Source organism: Novosphingobium sp. PC22D (assembly GCF_002556635.1).
Taxonomy (GTDB): Bacteria; Pseudomonadota; Alphaproteobacteria; order Sphingomonadales; family Sphingomonadaceae; genus Novosphingobium.
The window spans coordinates 503,225-523,645 of record NZ_MWMO01000001.1; the positions used below are offsets into that span (position 1 = coordinate 503,225).

The 20,421-nt window shown below is 69.5% G+C and carries 16 protein-coding genes; 12 read left to right on the plus strand and 4 right to left on the minus strand.

Features of this window, described 5'->3' with window-relative positions:
* Nucleotides 1–73: 73 nt before the first annotated feature.
* The 3 genes from B2G71_RS02385 to B2G71_RS02395 are packed head-to-tail and all read left to right on the plus strand — an operon-like array spanning nt 74 to nt 3,824.
* Nucleotides 74–958: a lytic transglycosylase domain-containing protein gene (locus B2G71_RS02385; protein ID WP_240529966.1), complete on the plus strand. Its 885-nt coding sequence runs from the start codon at nt 74–76 to the stop codon at nt 956–958.
* Entirely contained in the window at nt 955–3,084 is a 2,130-nt protein-coding gene (locus B2G71_RS02390; protein WP_098104144.1) for a flagellar biosynthesis protein FlhA, read from the plus strand. Before B2G71_RS02385 ends, B2G71_RS02390 begins: the two co-directional genes overlap by 4 nt.
* Nucleotides 3,081–3,824, plus strand: coding sequence for a sigma-70 family RNA polymerase sigma factor (locus B2G71_RS02395; RefSeq protein ID WP_098104145.1), 744 nt, complete (start codon nt 3,081–3,083; stop codon nt 3,822–3,824). The genes B2G71_RS02390 and B2G71_RS02395 overlap by 4 nt, the downstream gene beginning before the upstream one ends.
* Nucleotides 3,825–3,840: 16 nt before the next feature.
* On the opposite strand, the gene B2G71_RS24305 is transcribed toward B2G71_RS02395, so the two are convergent.
* Nucleotides 3,841–4,785, minus strand: a complete 945-nt coding sequence (locus tag B2G71_RS24305) for a hypothetical protein (RefSeq protein ID WP_098104146.1) — start codon at nt 4,783–4,785, stop codon at nt 3,841–3,843.
* A 92-nt stretch (nt 4,786–4,877) separates the two neighbouring features.
* A complete protein-coding gene (locus tag B2G71_RS02405; protein ID WP_098104415.1) occupies nt 4,878–6,959 on the minus strand; it encodes a thioredoxin family protein in 2,082 nt (693 codons plus the stop codon).
* A 97-nt stretch (nt 6,960–7,056) separates the two neighbouring features.
* Between B2G71_RS02405 and B2G71_RS02410 the strand changes: the two genes are divergently transcribed.
* The 5 genes from B2G71_RS02410 to B2G71_RS02430 all read left to right on the plus strand — a co-directional run bounded on the left by B2G71_RS02410 (nt 7,057) and on the right by B2G71_RS02430 (nt 12,066).
* On the plus strand, nt 7,057–8,736 hold the full coding sequence (locus tag B2G71_RS02410; RefSeq protein ID WP_168176220.1) for an alkaline phosphatase family protein: 1,680 nt from the start codon (nt 7,057–7,059) through the stop codon (nt 8,734–8,736).
* Nucleotides 8,733–9,956, plus strand: a complete 1,224-nt coding sequence (locus tag B2G71_RS02415) for an FAD-dependent monooxygenase (RefSeq protein ID WP_098104148.1) — start codon at nt 8,733–8,735, stop codon at nt 9,954–9,956. Before B2G71_RS02410 ends, B2G71_RS02415 begins: the two co-directional genes overlap by 4 nt.
* A 227-nt stretch (nt 9,957–10,183) precedes the next feature.
* Nucleotides 10,184–11,113, plus strand: coding sequence for a ferritin family protein (locus B2G71_RS24730; protein ID WP_098104149.1), 930 nt, complete (start codon nt 10,184–10,186; stop codon nt 11,111–11,113).
* 70 nt (nt 11,114–11,183) lie between these two features.
* A complete protein-coding gene (locus B2G71_RS02425; protein WP_098104416.1) occupies nt 11,184–11,663 on the plus strand; it encodes a ferritin family protein in 480 nt (159 codons plus the stop codon).
* 109 nt (nt 11,664–11,772) lie between these two features.
* Complete coding sequence (locus tag B2G71_RS02430; RefSeq protein WP_098104150.1) at nt 11,773–12,066, plus strand: ferredoxin family protein; 294 nt, start codon at nt 11,773–11,775, stop codon at nt 12,064–12,066.
* A gap of 96 nt (nt 12,067–12,162) precedes the next feature.
* On the opposite strand, the gene B2G71_RS24430 is transcribed toward B2G71_RS02430, so the two are convergent.
* Nucleotides 12,163–13,869 (minus strand): uroporphyrinogen-III synthase, encoded by a 1,707-nt coding sequence (locus B2G71_RS24430; RefSeq protein ID WP_240529967.1) that lies wholly within the window; start codon nt 13,867–13,869, stop codon nt 12,163–12,165.
* Complete coding sequence (gene hemC / locus B2G71_RS02445) at nt 13,866–14,801, minus strand: hydroxymethylbilane synthase (protein WP_098104151.1); 936 nt, start codon at nt 14,799–14,801, stop codon at nt 13,866–13,868. The genes B2G71_RS24430 and hemC overlap by 4 nt, the downstream gene beginning before the upstream one ends.
* A gap of 104 nt (nt 14,802–14,905) precedes the next feature.
* On the opposite strand from hemC, the gene tsaD reads away from it, so the two are divergent.
* The 4 genes from tsaD to B2G71_RS02465 all read left to right on the plus strand — a co-directional run bounded on the left by tsaD (nt 14,906) and on the right by B2G71_RS02465 (nt 20,363).
* Nucleotides 14,906–15,940: a tRNA (adenosine(37)-N6)-threonylcarbamoyltransferase complex transferase subunit TsaD gene (gene tsaD, locus B2G71_RS02450; protein WP_098104152.1), complete on the plus strand. Its 1,035-nt coding sequence runs from the start codon at nt 14,906–14,908 to the stop codon at nt 15,938–15,940.
* Complete coding sequence (locus B2G71_RS02455) at nt 15,937–16,935, plus strand: NAD(P)H-dependent glycerol-3-phosphate dehydrogenase (protein ID WP_098104153.1); 999 nt, start codon at nt 15,937–15,939, stop codon at nt 16,933–16,935. Before tsaD ends, B2G71_RS02455 begins: the two co-directional genes overlap by 4 nt.
* Nucleotides 16,932–18,446: an oligosaccharide flippase family protein gene (locus tag B2G71_RS02460; protein WP_098104154.1), complete on the plus strand. Its 1,515-nt coding sequence runs from the start codon at nt 16,932–16,934 to the stop codon at nt 18,444–18,446. Before B2G71_RS02455 ends, B2G71_RS02460 begins: the two co-directional genes overlap by 4 nt.
* 117 nt (nt 18,447–18,563) lie before the next feature.
* Complete coding sequence (locus tag B2G71_RS02465; protein ID WP_240529968.1) at nt 18,564–20,363, plus strand: VWA domain-containing protein; 1,800 nt, start codon at nt 18,564–18,566, stop codon at nt 20,361–20,363.
* Nucleotides 20,364–20,421 lie beyond the last annotated feature (58 nt).

A 20,421-nucleotide genomic window follows, 5' to 3' on the forward strand; every position in this document is an offset into this window, starting at 1 on the left:
CTCCCGTTGCGCAGCCGGATTGGCACGCACCTTGCTGTGAAACTCTCGTCACAACACCTGACGGGAGGCCCGCTTGAGCGAGGCAAGAACAATTGGATTGGCGAACGGCGCGGCTCCGCAAGTGCGGGCCGCGATCGCCCGCGCCGCGCAGGCCACGGGGGTCGACTTCGACTACCTGCTTGCGCAGGCCAAGCTCGAATCGAGCCTCGATCCTCAAGCCAAGGCCGGCACCTCGAGCGCGGCCGGTCTCTATCAGTTCACGCGCGGCACCTGGCTGCAGACGCTCGACCGCCACGGCGCGAACCACGGCCTCGGCTGGGCGGGCGACGCCATTTCGGGCGGACGGATCACCGACCCCGCGCTCGCCTCGCAAATCATGGCGCTGCGTTACGATCCCGATGCCTCGGCGCTGATGGCGGCCGAACTGGCGGGCGACAACCGCGACGCGCTCCACGGCGTGCTCGGGCGCGAGCCGGACGCCGCCGAACTCTATCTCGGGCACTTTCTCGGCGCCCAGGGCGCGAGCCGCTTCCTCGGCGCGCTCGCCAGCGATCCGGGCCAGAGCGCGGCCGCGCTGCTGCCGAGCGCGGCGGGCGCGAACCGGGCGATCTTCTACGCGCCGGGCGGCGCGGCGCGCAGCGTCGAGGGCGTGATGAACTTGATCCGCGCCAAGGTCGACGGGGCGATGGAAGGCGGGTTCGACGTCGACTGGAGCCAGATCGCGCGCTTCGACCAGGGCGTGACCATGGGCGGCGCACAGGCCGCGCCGGCGCCTGCGCCGCAGTGGCAGGGCGGGCCGATCGCCCGCGAATTCCACGCCAGCCTGCCCGCGGCGCCGAGCGTTCCGACGATGTCGATGGCCGATACGCTGGCCGCCTCCTTCGGCGGCAGCGACGCGCAGGGCACGCCCGCCAACGTGCGCAACGCCTATGCCAAGCTCGCAAGGTTCGGCCTGTGACGCTTTTCGCCAAGATCCAGAGCCCCTCCGCGCTGGCGCTGCCGGCGGGCATCCTCGTGCTCATCTGCCTGATGATCGTGCCGGTGCCGGCTTTCGTGCTCGACATTTCATTCGTGATGAACATCGCGCTCTCGGTCGCGGTGCTGATGGCGGCGATGAATGCGCAAAAGCCGCTCGACTTCTCGTCGTTTCCTTCGGTGCTGCTGTTTGCGACGCTGCTGCGGCTCGCGCTCAACGTCGCCTCGACTCGTGTCGTGCTGGTCCACGGTCACGAGGGCGAGGCTGCCGCCGGGCGCGTGATCGAGGCCTTCGGCGCGTTCCTCATCGGCGGCAACTTCGCGGTCGGGATCTTCGTGTTCCTGATCCTGGTGATCATCAACCTGGTGGTCGTCACCAAGGGCGCGGGGCGCGTCTCCGAAGTTTCCGCGCGCTTCACGCTCGATGCGCTGCCGGGCAAGCAGATGGCGATCGACGCCGACCTTGCCGCCGGGCTGCTCACCGCCGACGAAGCCAAGGCCCGTCGCCGCGAGGTCGCGACCGAGGCCGATTTCTACGGCTCGATGGACGGCGCCTCGAAGTTCGTGAAGGGCGACGCGATCGCGGCGCTGCTGATCCTGGGCGTCAACATCATCGCCGGCTTCTGCCTCGGCATGATCAGCCATTCGATGAGCGCGGGCGACGCGGCGCAGGCCTATGTCACGCTCGCCATCGGCGACGCGCTGGTGGCCCAGGTGCCCTCGCTGCTGCTCTCGATCGCCGCCGCCGCCATCGTCACCCGCGTTTCGGATTCTCGGGACCTTGCCGGACAGATCGGCGGTCAGTTCGCCGCCCCCGGCACCTGGTTGCCGGTCGCGATCGTGCTCGGCGCGATCGGCTGCATTCCGGCCATGCCGCAGACCGTGTTCATGCCCGCCGCGGCGCTCGCCGGATGGCTCTGGCATGCCCTGCGCAAGCGCGCCGCGCAACCGGTGGCCGTCGTCGAGGACCTGCCGCCGCCGGTCGATCCCTCGCGTATCGTGCTCGAGGATGTGTCGGACCACACGCTCGTCACCATCGAACTGGGCTACGGCCTGGTGCCGCTGGTCGACGAGCGCCGGGGCGCGCCGCTGGTGACGCGCATCACCGGCGTGCGCAAACAGCTCAGCCAGGCGTTCGGCTTCGTCGTCCCGCAGTTCCGCGTGCGCGACGCGCTCGAACTGCCGCCCGGCGAATACCGCATCCTGCTGGGCGGCGTCGTGCTCGGCAGCGCGCCGGTCCGCGCCGACAAGATCCTCGCGATCGACGCGGGCGAGGCGCGGGCGAACCACACGCTGCGCGGCGAAGCGACCCGCGATCCCAGCTTCGGCTGCCCGGCCCTGTGGATCGAGCCGAGCGCGCGCGATCACGCCATCGCCGAAGGCTTCCTTACCGTTGATGCCAGCACCGTGGTCGCCACGCACCTCAACCAGCTCCTGTCCGAACGCCCGCACGACATGCTCGGCCCCGACGAGGTCAAGGCGCTGCTCGAGGGCATCAAGGAGCACTCGGCCGGGCTGGTCGAGACGATCCACCCGCAGCCGCTCTCGCTCGCCGCGGTCACGCGCGTGCTGCGTGCGCTGCTCGAGGACGGCATTCCGATCGCGCATCCGCTGCCGATCCTCGCCAGCCTATCGCGCGCGGTGCAGCAGACGATCGAACACGACCGGCTCGTCGATCTCCTGCGCGCGGACCTCGGCGCGCTGATCGTCGGCCGCGCGTGTCCTCCGCACGAGCGCCTGCCGGTGCTCACGCTCGATGCCGGGCTCGAGAACGCGATCGTGCAGGGCATGCACGATCCGGTGACCGGCCAGCCGGTGATCGAACCCGATCTCGCGCGCATGATCGGCGAGCGCATCGCCGAACTTACCGACGCGCGCGGACCCGGGGCGATCCCGCTGGCGCTCGTCGTCCAGCCGCGCGCCCGCCGTGCGCTCGCCGCGCTGCTGCGGCTGCGCGTGCCGGGATGCCTCGTCCTTTCCATCGCCGAACTGCCGCCCGCCCAGCCGATCGAAGTGATCGACGTGATCGGCGCCCCGGTGCCGCAATCCACCCCCCCGGGTCTGCCCGGTCCCGACCCCATCGAACCAGCCGAAAGCATGGCCGCATGAAGCACGATACCGCCCAGTTCACCCGCGCCCGCGCGATCGCCGGAGCCTATCAGGGCGACGTCGCCGACCGCGTCCGACGCTTCCTGCCGATGGTCCGCCGGCTCGCCTGGCACGTTCATGGCTCCGGGCGGCCCGGCCTCGAGATCGAGGATCTGATGCAGGCCGGGCTCGTCGCGCTCACCGAATGCGCGCAAAAACACGCCGGTCCCGGCGAGGACGGGTTCGCCGCCTATGCCAAGATGCGCGTGCGCGGGGCCATGGTCGACATGATCCGCCGCTCGGTGCCGCTGTCGCGCGGCGCGACCGAACGGCGCCGGCATCTGCGCGAGGAGGAAAGCAAACTGCGCGGCCAGCTCGGCCGCGATCCGCTGCCGCACGAACTCGCCGAGGCGATGGGCATCGGCGAAGCCGAACTGGCGGCGCTGCGCGATGCCAGCGAGCCGCTCCGCTTCGAGGCGATCGACGAGATCTACTCGGACCACGACCTCGCCTTCGCCGCCGATACGCCCGACAGCCTCTCGTTGCTCGAGGATGAGGAGATGCGCGGCGCGGTCGCCGAGGCGATCGCCGATCTGCCCGACCGGCTCAAGCTGATCGTCCAGCTCTACTTCGTCGAGGAACTGAACCTCGCGGAAATCGCCGAAGTGCTCCAGGTGAGCATTCCGCGCGTGCACCAGCTCAAGGCGCAGGCGCTCGGCAAGCTGCGCGAATCGCTCGAAGGCGTGGCCGACATCCTGTGAGGCGCGGGCGTTTCGCCTAGCCGCCCAGCCCGCTGTCCGCCGCGATCACGCCGTAGATCACTTCGCCGGTGGTCTTCGCCAGGGTGAACGGCAGGACGATGCCGGTCTTGCCGACGAACGAGCCGTAGATCGTCCCGGTATAGCCGTCTGACCCGGTAAACGTCGCGGTCTTGAGCGTGGCGCCGGATACGTCGAGCGTTGCCGTGGCGGTGATGAGATCGGTCGCATCGCGGCCCGAAATGTCGAGGAACGGCCCCTTGCCCTCCGGATCGGCGAGGGCGCGGAAGGTCATGTTGACCGTCGCCTCGTCGTCGTCCGTGGCGAACACAACGGTGCCCTGGCTCACGAGGAAGAGGCGCCGCACCGTGCCGTCGCTGACGAGGCCATCGGCATAGGCGGTGTAGGTTACCGTTCCCTCGGTCGGAATGTCCGAGGGCAATAGCCCCGCGCCGAAGAAACAGACGGGATCGTCGGCATAGGTACCGAGCGTCACCGACTCGGCGGCGAAGCGATCGGTTCGCACGAACTGAAGCTGCGCGGGTTCCTCGCTGATCCAGCTCAGCGCCTCGGCGTAGTCGTCGACGCGTTCATCGGCATCGAAGGTCGGACCGTCGCCGCCATTGAGATTGACGGTGAAGGTATCCTCGGCGTCATAGACGATCTTGGCGGTGTTGACTTGCGCGCCGGTGATGTCCGTCGCGTTGATCAGCCGCCCCGCGTCATTGCGAACCGGCTTGCCGCCGCAATTGAGCAGCGCATCGAGCCGGCCCTGGATCTGCAGGCCCGCGAGATTGGCGTCGGACGGTGGCGTTGTCGGCGTGGGGGTCGGCGTTGGTGTCGGGGTCGGCGTGGGAGTTGGCGTCGGCGTGGGCGTCGGGTCCGAATCGCCGTCGCCGCCGCCGCAGGACGACAGGCACAGGGCGCTCGAAACCAGAGCGGCCGCCAGCAAACGCGTTCTCATGTAAACCAAACTCCAAGCATCCGGGTTTGCGACCTCATGCGTCCGAACCCGATGAGAATCAATCGCGAAGTGGCCGCGTCGGGCGGTCCGCCTCAGTCGGCTGCGGCCCCGGCGGCAGCCTTTTCGGCGAGCGTGCCGGGGGTGAGCACTTGCGGCAGCTTTTCGCCCTCTCCGCCATTCGCCGGATACCAGACGTAAAGCGGCACGCCCGCCGCGCCCTGCTCGGTGAGATAGCGCGTGATCTCGGGATCACGCCGGGTCCAGTCGCCGCGCAGGACGACGACGCCGGCCTTCTCGAACGCAGCCTTCGTCTGCGCGCGCTCGATCGCGACGCGCTCGTTGACCTTGCAGGTGAGGCACCAGTCGGCGGTAAACCAGGCGAAGACGGGCTTGCCCGCCGCGCGCGCCTCGGCCAGCCGCGTCTCGCTGTACGGCTCGGTGGCGAGGAGCGAGGCGCTGTCTTCGGGCGTCCGCTCTTCGACCGTGACCGGAAGCGCGAAGGCGGCGGCGACCAGGATCGCGCCGAGCATCGCGACCTGAAGCCCGTCAACGCCGAGGCCCGCGCGCTGCCGGCCGCCCATGCGCGCGAGCACGAGCGCGATCGCGGCGGCGAATGCGAGCGCGGTCAGCGCGAAACTCGTGCCACCGATCCGCCAGGCAAGCCAGGCGAGCGCCAGCGCGGTAAGCCCCATCGGCAACGCCATCCAGCGGCGGAAAGTCACCATCCACGGGCCGGGCCGGGGCAACCGGCGGCGCAGCGCGGGAACGAAGGCGATCGCCAGGAAGGGCAGCGCGATGCCCAGCCCGAGCGCGGCGAACAGCGCCAGCGCGGACGGCACCGGCAGCAGCAGCGCCGCGCCCATGGCGCCCGCCATGAACGGACCGGTGCACGGCGTCGCCACGAAGGCGGCGAGCAGGCCGGTGGCGAAGGCGCCCTGCGGCGAGCCCGCCGTGGCGAAGCCAGGCACCGCGAACTCGAACGCGCCGAGGAAGTTGGCCGTCAGCGCGACCGCGAGCAACAACAACGCGGCGATCACCGCCGGCTCCTGAAGCTGGAAGGCCCAGCCCACTTCCTCGCCCGCCGCGCGCAGCGCCAGCAGCAGCGCGCCGAGCGCGAGGCAGGCGACGATCACGCCGGCGGCATAGGCCAGCCCCTCGATCCGAGCGTGGCGCTCGCTCTCGCCCGCTCGCGCGAGGCTCAGCGCCTTGAGGCTGAGGATCGGGAAGACGCAGGGCATGACGTTGAGCAGCAAGCCGCCCGCCAGCGCCGCCAGCAGCAGCCAGGGCAGGGCGCTGGTGCGAGGAGCATCGGCTTTTTCGCCGAGCGGCTCTCCGGCTTGCGGCACTTCGCCCGTGCGCGATTCGATCGCCAGGCCATTGCCCGCGTCGTCGAGCCGCAGCACAGCGTCGAGTCCGCTCGCGGGAATCTCGGCGCCGTCCGGCTTGCGGCGCAGTTCGACGATGAGCAGGTCGCCACGCCGCGAGAAGTGCTGCGGCGCCGCGTAGTCGACGATCTTGTCCTGCGCGAGAAACAGGTGCGGCCCGGTCAGCGTGAGATCGGCGGGCAGGGGAATGCCGAAGCGGATAGTGTCGCGATCGACCGCATGCGAGACCGGTGCCGACAGCGGCGCGGGCAGCCGCGCCAGCCAGGGGCCGGGATCGGGATTGCCCGCGCGCGCCGCTTCGTCGGGATCGGCGGCGATCGTGACTTGCGCGCTCAGCGCGCCGCGCTCGGGCACGCAGATCTCATCGGTGCAGGCGAGCCATTGGGCTTCCAGCGCGATCGTCGCCGCGCCGGGCGAGGCGTCCTTCGCCACCGAGAGCGGCATGACGACGCCGTACCGCCCTTCGTAGACATGGTTCATCAGCCCCGAGATCAGCAGCGTCTCGGGCACCGGATAGCGCGGTTCGCCGATCCCGAGGCTTTCCGGTGCCTGCCAGTCGAGCCGCATGCCGACGCCTGCGTCCCCCGGGTTCTTCCAGTAGCCGTGCCAGCCCGCCTTGGGCGTCATCACCAGCACCACGTTCGCCTCCTCGCCCGGCGCGACGACGTTCGGCGCGACGAGTTGGACGTCGATGTTCGTGCCCTGCGCCAGCACGGCCGGCGCCGCGAGGATCAGGGCGAGCCAGTGACACAGCACCGCAACAAGCAGGCGATAGCGGCGGGTTTCCATGAACCTTTCGTCTTCAACGCGTCCGGCCTTGCGCACCTCGCGCAATGGGGCCAGTGACGCCTCTGCCTTTTCGTCCGGCAATTTTCAAGGAATGCCCATGCGTCCCGTGTTCGCTCCGTTCGCACTTGCTCTCGCGCTTGCAGGCGCCGCTCCGGCTCTCGCGCAGGAGGCCGCGCCCGCGCCGCCCGCAGCGACGGCCGCCGAGGCCGCGCCGCAGGGGCCGCCCAGGCTCATCGTCGCGATCTCGGTCGACCAGTTCGCCGCCGATCTCTTCGCGCAGTATCGCGAGCACTTCTCGCAGGGCTTCGCGCGCCTGCTGACCGGCGCCGTGTTCCCCTCGGGCTATCAGTCGCATGCCGCGACCGAGACCTGCCCGGGCCACTCGACGATCCTCACCGGTGCCCATCCCGCGCGCACCGGGATCATCGCCAACAACTGGTACGTCCCCGGGCTCGGCCGTGAGGAGAAGCGGGTCTACTGTGCCGAGGACGAGACCGATCCGGCGAGTTCCTCGCGCGAGCCCGTCGTCTCGCCCGATCATCTCAAGGTCCCCACGCTCGGCGATCTGATGAAGCGCGCCAATCCCCGGGCGAAGAACGTGGCGGTTTCGGCCAAGGACCGCGCTGCGGTGATGATGAGCGGCCACACCGCCGATGCCGCCTACTGGCTCGGCACCAAGGGCTTCACCACCTATGCCGACCGCCAGGTCAGCCCCGCCGCGCTGGCGGTCAACAGCCAGATCGGTGCGCTCGTCGCTTCTGGCGCGCCCGCGCTGCCGATGCCGGCCTGGTGCGCCGGGGTCGATCGCGCCGTGCCGATCAAGGATTTCACCATCGGCACTTTCCGCTTTCCGCTGGCGGCGGGTGACGCGAAAGGCTTCGGCCGCTCGCCGCGAGTCGATGCCGCGACGGGCGATCTCGCGGTGCGGCTGGTCGACGAGCAGGGTCTCGGCAAGGACGATGTCGCCGATGTGCTCTCCGTCAGCTTTTCGGCGACCGACTACGTGGGCCACGCCTATGGCCACGACGGGGTCGAGATGTGCATCCAGCTTGCCCAGCTCGATGCAACGATCGGCACGCTCTTCGCCGCGCTCGACGAGCGCGGGATCGACTACGCGGTCGTGCTTACGGCCGATCACGGCGGCATCGATGCGCCCGAGCGGCTGCGGCTCCACGCCTATCCCGGTGCGCAGCGGCTCGATCCCGCGCTGGGGGCCGATGCGCTCTCGGCGGCCGTCACGCAGGCGACCGGCGTGGCGGCGAAGTCCGGCCCGCTGTTCTACGGCGCGGGCGGTTCGGGCGACGTGTGGATCGCCGATGGCCTGAAGATGAAGGACCGCGAAAAGGCGCTCGCCAAGCTGATCGAGCTGCTCAAGGCCAATCCGCAGGTCGCGGCGGTCTATACCAAGGACGAACTCGCCGCGATGCCGGTGCCCGAGGGCGCGCCGCAGGATTGGACGATGGCCGAAAAGGTGCGCGCCTCGTTCGACCCCGAGCGGTCGGGCGACGTGCTGATGATGACCAGGCGCGGCGTCGTGCCGGGTGATCCGAGCCCGAGCTACACCACCACGCATGGCAGCCCCTGGGACTATGACCGGCGCGTGCCGATCCTGTTCTGGCGCAAGGGCCTCGCCGGCTTCGAACAGCCCGATCCTGTCGAGACCGTCGATATCGCCCCCACGCTCGCCGCGCTGGTCGGCCTGAGCGAGCCTGAGGGCGCCTGGGACGGGCGGTGTCTCGACATCGACGGCGGCAGCGGCGATACTTGCGCGCCATGAGCACTGAACACACCGACCGGCGCGACCTCGTCATCCTCGGCGGCGGGCTCGTCGGCATGACGCTGGCGCTCGCGGCGGCCAAGCGCGGCATCACCAGCCATGTCGTCGAGCGCGCCGATCCGGCGGAGCTGACCGCGGCGGGCGCGGACGGACGCGCCTCGGCGATCTCGACCGCGAGCTGGAACCTGTTCGGCAACATCGGCCTCGCCGGACGGCTCGATCCGCTCGGCTGCGCGATAGAGGCGATCGCGGTGACCGACGGCATGAAACCGGGCCGTATCGACTTCCGCCCCGAGCCGGGCGAAGGCACGCTGGGCCGGATGTTCGCCAACCGCGACTTGCGTCTCGCGCTGTTCGAGGCGGCGAAGGACGAGCCGGCGATCGCCTGGCACGTGCGCGCCGAGGTGGCGCGGCGCGAGCGCGGCGAGCATGGCGTCGCGGTCGAACTGGCGGATGGCCGCACGCTCACCGGCAGCCTGCTGGTCGCCGCCGAGGGTCGCCAGTCGCCGACGCGCGACGAGGCCGGGTTCGGCCTGGCGAAGTGGGACTACAGCCATCGCGCCATGGTCACCGCGCTGTGGCACGAGAAACCGCACGAGGGCGTCGCCTGGGAGATTTTCTATCCCGATGGCCCCTTCGCGCTGCTGCCGCTGCTCGACGAGGGCGGACGCCATCGCAGCGCGCTTGTGTGGACCGTCGCGGAAAAAGACGCGGCGGGCGTCACCAAGCTGCCCGACGCGATCTTCCTGTCCGAGGTCGCGCGCAACATGCACGGCGTGTTCGGAAAGGTCGAACTGGCCGCGCCGCGCCTGTCCTATCCGCTGCGCTTCCACCACGCGGGCAAGCTGGTCGACCGGCGCCTCGCGCTGATCGGCGATGCCGCGCACGGCATGCACCCGATCGCGGGGCAGGGGCTCAACCTCGGCCTGCGCGATGTCGGCGCGCTCGTCGAGGTGCTCGCCGAGGGCATGCGGCTGGGGCTCGAGCCGGGCGACGCGCAACTGCTCGCGCGCTACGAGAAGTGGCGCAGCCTCGACACCTTCACCGTCATGTCGGTGACCGACAGCCTCAACCGCCTGTTCGGCATCCCCGGCGCCCTGCCGAGTGCCGCGCGTCGCCTCGGCATGGGCGCGGTGCAGCGCCTCGAACCGCTCAAGCGCTTCTTCATGGACGAGGCGCGCGGCATGTCGGGCAAGCTGCCCGAGCTGCTGCAGGCGTAGGAGCGGGCGACCAGGGCCTCGCGATGGCCTGCGTGGTCTCGGCTGTCGCAAACCGAACAATATACGCAGGCGGCGATTGTGTCGTGTCGATACAGGGCAAGTCGCGATTTGATCTCGATCAAATCATCGGCGAGAAATGACGGAAATCAGCGAACGGCATAGCTTTTGCTTTTCATCGGGCAAGCGGGCGGTCCCACTATCGCCGGCCTTCAGAGAAGGAGCTTGTCATGGCGAACGTAACTTTTTCTTCTCCGCGCATGGCGAAAGACATTACCGTCTATGCCATCGCCGGAGATCGCGGCACGATCCTCGCACTGGCGAAGGAACACAACATCCCGATCCCATTCGACTGCCAGGACGGCAATTGCGGATCGTGTCTTGTCGAGGTGTCCCACATCTATGCGCCGACGAAGTACAGCAAGTACGGGATTGCGCTGACCGAAGAAGAGAAGGAAACCCTGCGTCAACTCGGCAAGATCAGCAGGGAGGAAATCTACGAAGCTGAAGTCAACGACATGCCGCCGCGCTACCGGCTCGCCTGCCAGTGTTTCGTGCGCAATGAAGACATCATGGTGTCTTTCGTCGGCGACGAGACCCTGCCCGTCGAGAAGCCTCACATCACCCGGGCCGCCAAGATATTCAAGGGTGGCATCAGGGTCGAAACGGTCGATGAATTCCTGGGCTATGCCGTCAAGATCGAGGAAGATGCTGCCGACCATTTCTACGGCCTTGCCGAGGGCATGAAGGAAGGCGGAAACGCCGAAGTCGCCAAGTTGTTCTATCAACTGGCCGGCTTTTCGCGTCTGCACCTCAAGGAAGCCAAGGACCGCGCCTCCAAGCTGGACGCCGATGTCGTGATCCCGCCCGACTACGTCTGGCCTGATCAGGCGACGCCCGAGCGGACCTCGATGATGGCCGCCGATCCCGCCATTACCAAGCTCGAGGCGCTGAAGGCCGCCCTGGTCGGTGAAAGGCGCGGCTACGAGTTCTACCTCGCGATCGCCGAGACCACCGGCAATCCGGAAGTGCGCGATCTGGCCAAGTCCTTCGCCCGCGAAGAGAGTGAGCATCTCAAGATCATCGAGGCCTCCGTCACGCGCGAGGAATGGCTCATCTCCACTGCCGGCATGGCCGACGAAGCCACGGCGGCCCAATGACCGGAAAATGCGTGCTGGCTGCCTCAGGGCATCGCCACCATGCATCGTCCCCCCAGAGCGGAGAGGTATGTTGGAGACTGTCGAAGAATTTCTCGCTCATGCGATCCAACTGGAGCGCGAAGCGGCCGACCGGTTCGGGCAACTCGCCGATGCGATGAAAAGCAGCGGCAACGCCGAAGTGGCCAACCTGTTCGCCCAACTCGCCCACTACTCGCGGCTCCACCTCAAGGATGCGCGGCAGCGATCAGGTTTCCGCGACATTCCCGAACTGGAGCCCGGTGATTTCAGCTGGCCCGACGAGGAAAGCCCCGAGGCGGCCGCAATCTGGGCTGCCGACCCACTGATCGGTGCCGACGAAGCGCTTGAAACTGCCCTTGCCGCGGAACTGGCGGGACTGAGCTACTACGCCGAGGTCCTCGAGAAAGCGACCGATCCGGAGATCATCGCCTTCGCCAAGGAATTCGTGGAAGAAGAGAGCGGCCACGTCGCCGAGCTAAGGCGCTGGATCGCCGCCAGAGCGGAAGGCCGGAAAGTGACGCTGAACATCTAGATTCCGGCCCTTCTTCTGAAGGTTCGGCGGCCAAACCATCTCCGCTTGCTGCAGGCGGGAAGCCACCCCTCGCGCCATTTGGGCGGGGCCAGATCGAACGAAAGTGACGATGTTGACGCAGACCCGGAACGTGGAAGAGAAGCTCTATTTCAACCGCTTCGTCGTCGATGCCGGCAGGCCGCACATCACCGTGAGGCCGCACGAGCGGCCGTCGGCGGAACTGCGCTCGCTCACCCACATGTGTCCGGCAGGCTGTTATTCGCAGAACGAGGCCGGGCAGGTCGAAATTGCCACCGACGGATGTCTGGAGTGCGGAACGTGCCGGATCGTCACCGCGCGGACCGGCGAAGTCGAGTGGAACTACCCACGTGGCGGCTTCGGGATTCTCTACAAGTTCGGGTGACCGGGGCAGCCCGGGGCGAGGCGCATCGACGAGAAGCGCCGCTCAATTGGCCTTCCGCGCCGAGATTGCTTCAGGCGCGCCAGTCGCGAACGGACTCTATCGCGCAGGTGATGCGGATGCCTTGGCCGCGGGTGTAGCGGAAGTCGCCGCCGCCGGGCTGGCGCCGTCCTTGGGCGAGGCGGGGGTGGCGAGGGGGCTGTCCTGCTCGACGCTATGGCCTTCCGCGTCCTTTAGGCGGCGCGGTTCGAGCATCGCGGTGGTCTCGATCAGATCGAGCGCGCGCTGCGCGGCTTCGTAGCGGTTGGCATCGACGATCCACTTTTCCGCCGCCTCGGCGCCGGGCAGGCGCTCCACCTGGTCGATCGCCTCGGGGATGCGGCGCGCGGTGAGCATCAGCCGCGCGCGGTCGATCCGCGCCTGCGGGCCGAGCACGGCCGAGGTGTCGCGCCGCAGCGTGAACAGGTTGCGCACTTCGCTGCGCATCCGGTCCCACAGGCTGCCTTCGCTCACGCTCTTGTCGACGAGTTCGGGCGAGAGTGCGTCGAGGCGCGCCGAAAGCTGGTCGATGGTCACGGGCTGCGCGGCGAAGTCGATGATCGTCTCGACCGCGCGGGGCTGCGCGTTGCCGAAGCGCACGCGCAACTGGTCGGCGACGAAGGTCAGCGGTTCGCCGCGGTCGATCATCCGGCGCGCGGCGAAAGCGATCAGCAGGCCCTCCGCGCGCGCGGCGTTGCCCGAGGCGGCGTTCGCCTGGAAATCGAGCCGCGAAAGACGGTCCTCGAGCATCGCGACGCGCGCTTCGACGCCGCTCATCCCGGTCAGCCGCGCGGCTTGCGAGCGCGCGGCCGCGGGCGTGGCATTACCCTCGGCCTCGTTGTCCGCCGGAGGAGCCTCGAGGGAAGTCTCTTCCTGCGGTTGGTCGGCCATGAGGCTGTCGAAGTAGCCGCGCCATTCGAGCCAGCCGAACACCGCCGCGCCGAACAGGAACGCGAGCAGCGCGACCATGACCGTGCCCCCGCGCGAGCGTCGGCGCGGCGTGCTGTCATAGGAGGCGGGCTGCGCGTCGATGGACGGATATTCTGCGTTCATGCTGTCCCGAGCGGGGGGTGGCGGCGATATCGTTGGTTCTTGGCACATCTCGTCGGCCAAGGCCAGCAATGCCGCGTCGCTCGTACTTTCGGCCACGCGGACCGCGCGCCAGCCATCGCCAGCCCGTTCTGCCACGCGCGGACCGATCGCAGCCAGCGAGACGTGCCGGCGATCGACTCCCATCTCGGCGCAGAGCCGGGCGAAGTGCGCCGCCGCCTCGCCCGAATGGAGCAAGACCACCGCGGGGCGCGCCAGCAATTCGCGCAGTTCGCGCGGCATCGGCTTGGGCTCGCTGGCGTAGACCTCGCGCGCGAGCAGGGTCACACCTTCGGGCACGATTAGGTCGACATGCTCGCGTCCGGCGATCCGCAGCAGCCGGCGATGTTCGGGCGCGACCGCGTCGAGCACCTTCTGCAGTCCGCCGTTGCCCGAGGCGACGACGTCGAGCCCCGCTTCGCGGGCGGCTTCGCCGGTCTTGTCGCCGACCGCGTAGGCGGGCATCCCGGCATAAGCGGCAAGGCCGGCGCCGCCGTGGCGCATGCCGTTGGCGCTGCCGATCAGCAGCGCGTCGATGTCCTCGCGCGGCGGCGGGTCCCAGGGGAGCGGCCGGATCACGAAGAGCGGGAAGGCGTGGGCGTCGAGACCACGCGCACGGGCCTCGGCGAGCGTCGCATCGGCGCCCGGCTGCGGGCGGATGACGACGAGCGGCTTCATCCCGCACCCTCGAAATGCACCGCGATCGCCGGTGCCGCACGGGCCAGGAGGTCGGCGGCGAGCCGCGCGGGTGCGTCAATGTCGCCGGTCGCGAAAGTGGCGGCGGCGTCGACGCGCTCGGCTCCGTCGGGGCTGAACAAGGCGGCGCGCATCGCGATATGGCCGCGCTCGATCGTGCTGAGCACCGCGACCGGGCTGTGGCAATTGCCGCCGAGCGCCGCGAGCAGCGCCCGCTCGGCGAGCACCGCTTCGCGGCTCGGCGCATCGTCGATCGCGGCGAGCGCCTCGCGAGTCGCGGCATCGCTCGCGCGGCATTCGATCAGGATCGCGGCCTGTCCCGGCGCGGGGAGCCATTCTTGCGGGTCGAGCGGATGGCCCGTGCCGCTCTCGCCGAGCCGCTTGAGGCCCGCCGCCGCGAGGAAGGTGGCGTCGACTTCTCCCGCCGCGAGCTTGGCGAGCCGCGTGGCGACGTTGCCGCGAAAGGTGATCGCGGTGCAATCCGGCCGGGCGTGGCGCAACTGCGCGGCGCGGCGCGGGGCGCTGGTGCCGACCACCGCGCCCGCGGGCAGCGCGGCGATCGAGGCGGCGCCCACCAGCACGTCGCGCACGTCCTCGCGCGGCAGCACCGCGCCGATCGCGATCTCGGGCGGACGCAGCGTCTCGACGTCCTTGGCCGAATGCACCGCGAAATCGATCCGGCCCTCGATCAGCCAGGCGTCGAGTTCCTTGGTCCACAGCGCCTTGCCGCCGATCTCGGCGAGCGCGCGGTCCTGGATCCGGTCGCCACTGGCGGTGACGGGCACGATCTCTATATGGGCTCGCGCGATGGCGTGCGCGGCCGCGAGCCGGTCGCGCGCCTCCTCGGCCTGGGCCATGGCCAGCGGCGAGCGGCGAGTGCCGAGACGGATCGGAAGGTTCGATACGAAGGACATGCCCGGCTTGTGCTACTCCCCATTGCCGCGGAGCGAAAGGTCGGCCAGAGGATATGTGGCCAAAGTGAGGCAGGCACGCATGAAGCAGGCCCGGTGAGATTGGGATGAGCATCGTTCTCGGCATAGAAAGCTCGTGCGACGAGACGGCGGCCGCGCTCGTGCGCGAGGATCGCACGATCCTGGCACAGCGCATCGCCTCGCAGGACGAGGCACATCGGCCCTACGGCGGCGTCGTGCCCGAGATCGCCGCGCGCGCCCATGCCGAGCGGCTGGCGCCGCTGATCGAGGCGACGCTTGCCGACGCGGGCATGGCGCTGGGCGATGTCGACGCGATCGCGGCGACCGCCGGACCCGGCCTGATCGGCGGGGTGATGGTCGGGCTCGTCACCGCCAAGGCACTGGCGATGGCGAGCGACAAGCCGCTGATCGCGCTCAATCATTTGGAGGGTCATGCGCTCTCGCCGCGGCTCGCCGATGCCGCGCTCGGATATCCCTACCTGCTGCTGCTGGTCTCGGGCGGGCATTGCCAGATCCTGCTCGTCGAGGGCGTCGGCCGCTACCGGCGGCTGGCCACGACGATCGACGACGCGCTCGGTGAGGCCTTCGACAAGACCGCCAAGTTGCTCGGGCTCGGCTACCCCGGTGGCCCGGCGGTCGAGCGGTTGGCCCGCTCGGGGGATCCGCGCGCGGTGCCGCTGCCGCGTCCCTTGCTGGGCAAGGCCGAGCCGCATTTCTCCTTCGCGGGGCTCAAGAGCGCGGTGCTGCGCGCGAAGGAATCGGGCGACCATGCCAACGCCGACATCGCCGCCTCGTTCCAGCAGGCGGCGATCGACTGCCTCGTCGACCGCACCCGCCGGGCGCTCGACCGGGCGGGCAGGCCGAGTGCGCTGGTCGTCGCGGGCGGCGTCGCCGCGAATGGGGCGATCCGCGCCGCGCTCGAGGCGCTGGCGGGCGAGCACGATCTGCCCTTCGTCGCGCCGCCGCTGGCCTTGTGCACAGACAACGCGGCGATGATCGCCTGGGCGGGGATCGAGCGGCTCGCGCTCGGCCAGTCCGACCCGCTCGACGTCGCTGCGCGGCCGCGCTGGCCGCTCGATCCCGATGCCGAGGCGGTACGCGGCGCGGGCGTGAAGGCATGAGCGCGGCAGTCGGCGTGATCGGCGCGGGCGCCTGGGGCACGGCGCTCGCCCAGTCGCTCGCAAGCGACGGCAGCGACGTGCTGCTCTGGGCGCGCGAGCCGGATCTTGCAGAAGAGATCAACACCGCGCGCAGCAACAGCATCTACCTGCCGAGCGCGAACCTTGCCGAGACGATCCGCGCCACCAGCGACCTCGCCGCCTTCGCCGATCTGGCCGCGCTGCTCGTGGTGGTGCCCGCGCAGTTCCTTGCCTCGGTGATCGCGCAGTTGCCGTCCGGCCCGCGCGATCTGGTGCTCTGCGCCAAGGGGATCGAGGCGGGCAGCGGGCGGCTAATGCTCGACGTCGCCACTGACGCGGCGCCCGGCGCTGCGATCGCGGTGCTTTCGGGGCCGACCTTCGCGCACGAGGTCGCCGCCGGCCTGCCGACAGCGGTGACGCTCGCCTGCTCGCAGGGCCGCGCGCAGTGGGACCGGCTCGCGCCGCAGATCGCGCGGCCTTCGCTCCGGCCCTATTACTCGGACGACGTGATCGGCGCCGAGATCGGCGGGGCGGTCAAGAACGTTCTCGCCATTGCCTGCGGCGTGGTCGAGGGGCTCAATCTCGGCCAGAACGCGCGCGCGGCGCTGATCGCGCGCGGCTATGCCGAGATGCTGCGCTTCGGCCAAGCCAAGGGCGCGCGCGCCGATACGCTTTCGGGCCTGTGCGGGCTCGGCGATCTTGTGCTGACCTGCTCTTCGACGTCGAGCCGCAACTTTTCGCTCGGCCTCGCGCTGGGTCAGGGGATGAGCGCGCGCGAAGCGCTCTCGGGCAAGAACAGCGTCGCAGAAGGCGCGCACACGGCCCCGGTGCTCGCCGAGCTGGCGACGCGCGCGGGTATCGAGATGCCGATCGTCGAGGCGGTCTGCCGCCTGCTTTCCGGTGAGGCGCCGGCGGGAACGGTGGTGACCGAGCTGCTCGCGCGGCCCTTGCGCGCCGAGCAGGAGGGCGAGTCTTGAACGAGCGCGCCGCAGGCGCGGGCGGCGCCGGGCGCGACGACACCAGCCGCGACGACATCGCCGCGCTCGCCAAGGGCGGACGGACCAATTTCCTCGGCTTCTTCATCCGCCTCGCCGCGCGCATCCCGTTCCTGTTCATCGCCGGGCGCGCGCCGGGGTACGGGCCCGCCGCGCTGGGCGTCTTCGCTTCGGCGCTGGTGGTTATCGAGCTGACCGCGATGCTGTGCACGCTCGGCGAAAAGCGCGGCCTCGCGCAGCGCTTGTCGGAGACCGACGAGCGGCCCGCCAATGTCGTCGCCGACGGCATGCTCGTCGCGCTGCTCGCGTCGAGCGTGCTCGCGGCGATCTTCTGGTTCTTTCCGCAGCCGCTGTTCCCCGGGGGCCAGTTCACGCTCGCCGACCGGCTGATGGTCCTGGCGATCCCGCCGCTGGCACTGACCGAGATCTGGCTGGCCGCGCTCGCCTATCGCTTCGACATCGCCTCGACCGTGCGCGCGCGCGCGATCGTCGAGCCCTGGACGATCTCGATCGTCGCCGGGCTGATGGTGTTCATCGCGCCCGAATACGGGCTCGCGACCGCCTACATCACCTCGATCCTCGCCGCCGCGCTGACTGCCTTCGTGCCGTTCTTGCGCGCCTATGGCCTGCCGCGCGGCTGGCGGCCCTCGCCCAAGGCGCTGGGCAAGTTCACCTTGCGCAGCCTGCCGATCGCGACCGCCGATGCGATCGAGTGGGGGACGCGGCGTATCGATATCCTCATCCTCGGCATTTTCGCCGAGCCGCGCGCGGTGGGCATCTACTACGTCGCGCAGCAGGTCGCGAGCCTGCCGCAAAAGCTCAAGACCAGCTTCGAGCCGATCCTCGGCCCCGTGATCACCCGCAAGCTCAAGGAGCGCGACCATGCCGCGATCGCGCGGCAGGTCTCGCAGGTGGGCTTCTGGATCACGGCCGCGCAGGCGGGCATCGCGCTCGCGCTGGGCATCCCGGGCGAGGGCGTCATGGGCCTGATCGGGCCCGAGTTCGTCGCGGGTACGGGCGCGCTCGCCTTCCTGCTGATGGCCGAAGTCGCCGCCGCGACCGCCGTCGTCAGCGAAGCCGCGCTGATCTACATGGCGCGCGTGCGGAACCTCGTCGTCTCGGTCCTGACCATAGGACTCCAGGCGCTGCTTACCGTGGGAGGCATCCTGCTGATGCAGCGGCTGGGCTTCGACGAGCTGTTCCAGGCTTCGGCCGCGGCCGCCGCGCTGGTGCTCGCGCTCGGCTTCGCGTCGGTCGCCAAGTCGCGGATGCTCGCGCGCAGGCTGGGCGAGAGCGTCAACAACTGGCGCTGGGCGCTGGTCTGGGCCGCCGCGCCCGCGATCGTCGTGGGTTGGGCGGCGACCGAGTTCCTGCCCGAATGGGCCGAACTCGCCTTCGGTGTGCCCGCGATCCTCGCGCTATACTTCGTGACGATCTGGAAACGCGGCTTCGATGAAGAAGATCGCGTGCTGTTTCAGAAGAAGATTGGTTGATCGCCCCAGTAATAGACAGCTAGGTCAGCATTCCGTCGCAATTTCAGCGCGTTCAGTCGCGGTTCACGCCTCCTCCCGCCTCCTGATGACCGGGTAGAATCGGCAAGGAGGGATGTCATGCGTCGCTTTGATGACAAGCTCGTATCCACGTTACTTACGCTTACCGCCTCGGGCAGCCTCGTATTAGTTGCGGGCTGCGCCGCGACGAGCGACGAAAGTCTTTCCAGCCAGCCCCCTCGCGAGAAGGTCGCGAAGGCGGACGCATCGGGCGAGATCATTGCGACCGCTGGCCGGGTCACGGGCAAGGCGGCGGACGGCGTGGCTCCACCACCACCGCCACCGCCACCACCTCCGCCGCCGACCTCCCCGCAATTTGCCGGAGCAAAGGCCGTCAACACGCCGCCCTCTATAGCCGTGCGGACTACAACCCCTCCGCCGCAGCCGGTTGCTCCGGCCGCGCAGGCCGAGGCGCAGCCGCAGAGCCGCTACATGGTGCCGCCCGTCATGGTCGCGACCGATCCGGGCCGCGAGCGGTACGAGGGCAAGGAGATCAATCCGGTCCATCTTGCCCGCGCCGAGCCGGTCTCGACCTTCTCGGTCGATGTCGACACCGGCGCCTATGCCAACACGCGCCGGTTCCTCACCCAGGGCCAGCTCCCGCCGCAAGACGCGGTGCGCACCGAGGAGCTGATCAACTACTTCCGCTATGACTATGCCCGGCCCGCCGACCGCGCGGTGCCTTTCACCGTGACCACGGACGTCGCGGCGACGCCGTGGAACGCCGAGACGCGTCTGCTGCGCATCGGCCTGCGCGGCTATGACCTGCCGCGCGCCTCGCGTCCGCCCGCCAATCTGGTGTTCCTGCTCGATGTCTCGGGCTCGATGGCGAGCCAGGACAAGCTGCCGCTGCTCAAGACCGCGCTCTCGGGCCTCGCGGGCGAACTGGGCCCGAAGGACACGGTCTCGATCGTGGTCTACGCCGGCGCGGCGGGCATGGTGCTCGAGCCGACCAACGACAAGGCCAAGATCCGCGCCGCGCTCGACCGGCTGCGGGCGGGCGGTTCGACCGCCGGGGCGGCGGGGCTGCAACTCGCCTACAACATCGCGCGCGACAACTTCATCGAGGGCGGCGTCAACCGCATTCTGATCGGCACCGACGGCGACTTCAACGTCGGCGTCTCGAACACCAAGGCGCTGATCGAGATGATCGAGCGCGAACGCGAGAACGGCATCACGCTGACCACGCTCGGCTTCGGCACGGGCAACTACAACGAAGCGATGATGGAGCAGATCGCCGACCACGGGAACGGCAACTACGCCTACATCGACAGCGCGCTCGAAGCGAAGAAGGTGCTCGGCGAGCAGATGAGCTCGACGCTGTTCACCATCGCCAAGGACGTGAAGATCCAGGTCGAGTTCAACCCCGCGCAAGTCAGCCAGTACCGGCTGCTCGGCTACGAGAACCGGGCGCTGCGCGAGGAGGACTTCGACAACGACCTCGTCGATGCGGGCGATATCGGCGCGGGCCATCAGGTCACCGCGATCTACGAGATCGTGCCGGCGGGCGCCAAGGGCTGGATCGCCCCGCGCCGGTACGAGGACGACATGCCTGCCGCAGCCCGGGGCTCGAGCGAACTCGCCTTCGTCAAGCTGCGCTACAAGATGCCCGACGGCAAGACCTCGAAGCTGATCGAGAAACCGGTTCCCGCCTCGCTGCTCGCCAATGCCGGAAGGCCGCGCGGCGATTTCGCCTTCGCCGCTGCCGTCGCCGCCTTCGCCCAGTCGCTGCGCGGCGACGAGATGATGCACGGCTTCGGGACCGACGGCATCGTCGCGCTGGCGGGCGATCAGTCCGATTTCTGGCGGCAGGAGTTCATCCGCCTGGTCGGCGTCGCCGACTCGCTCGAGGGCGGCTGAGGCGCGAAAGGCGCGCTGGGGCATTGTGACGCGCCTCCCGGGCGGGTATCGCTCGGGA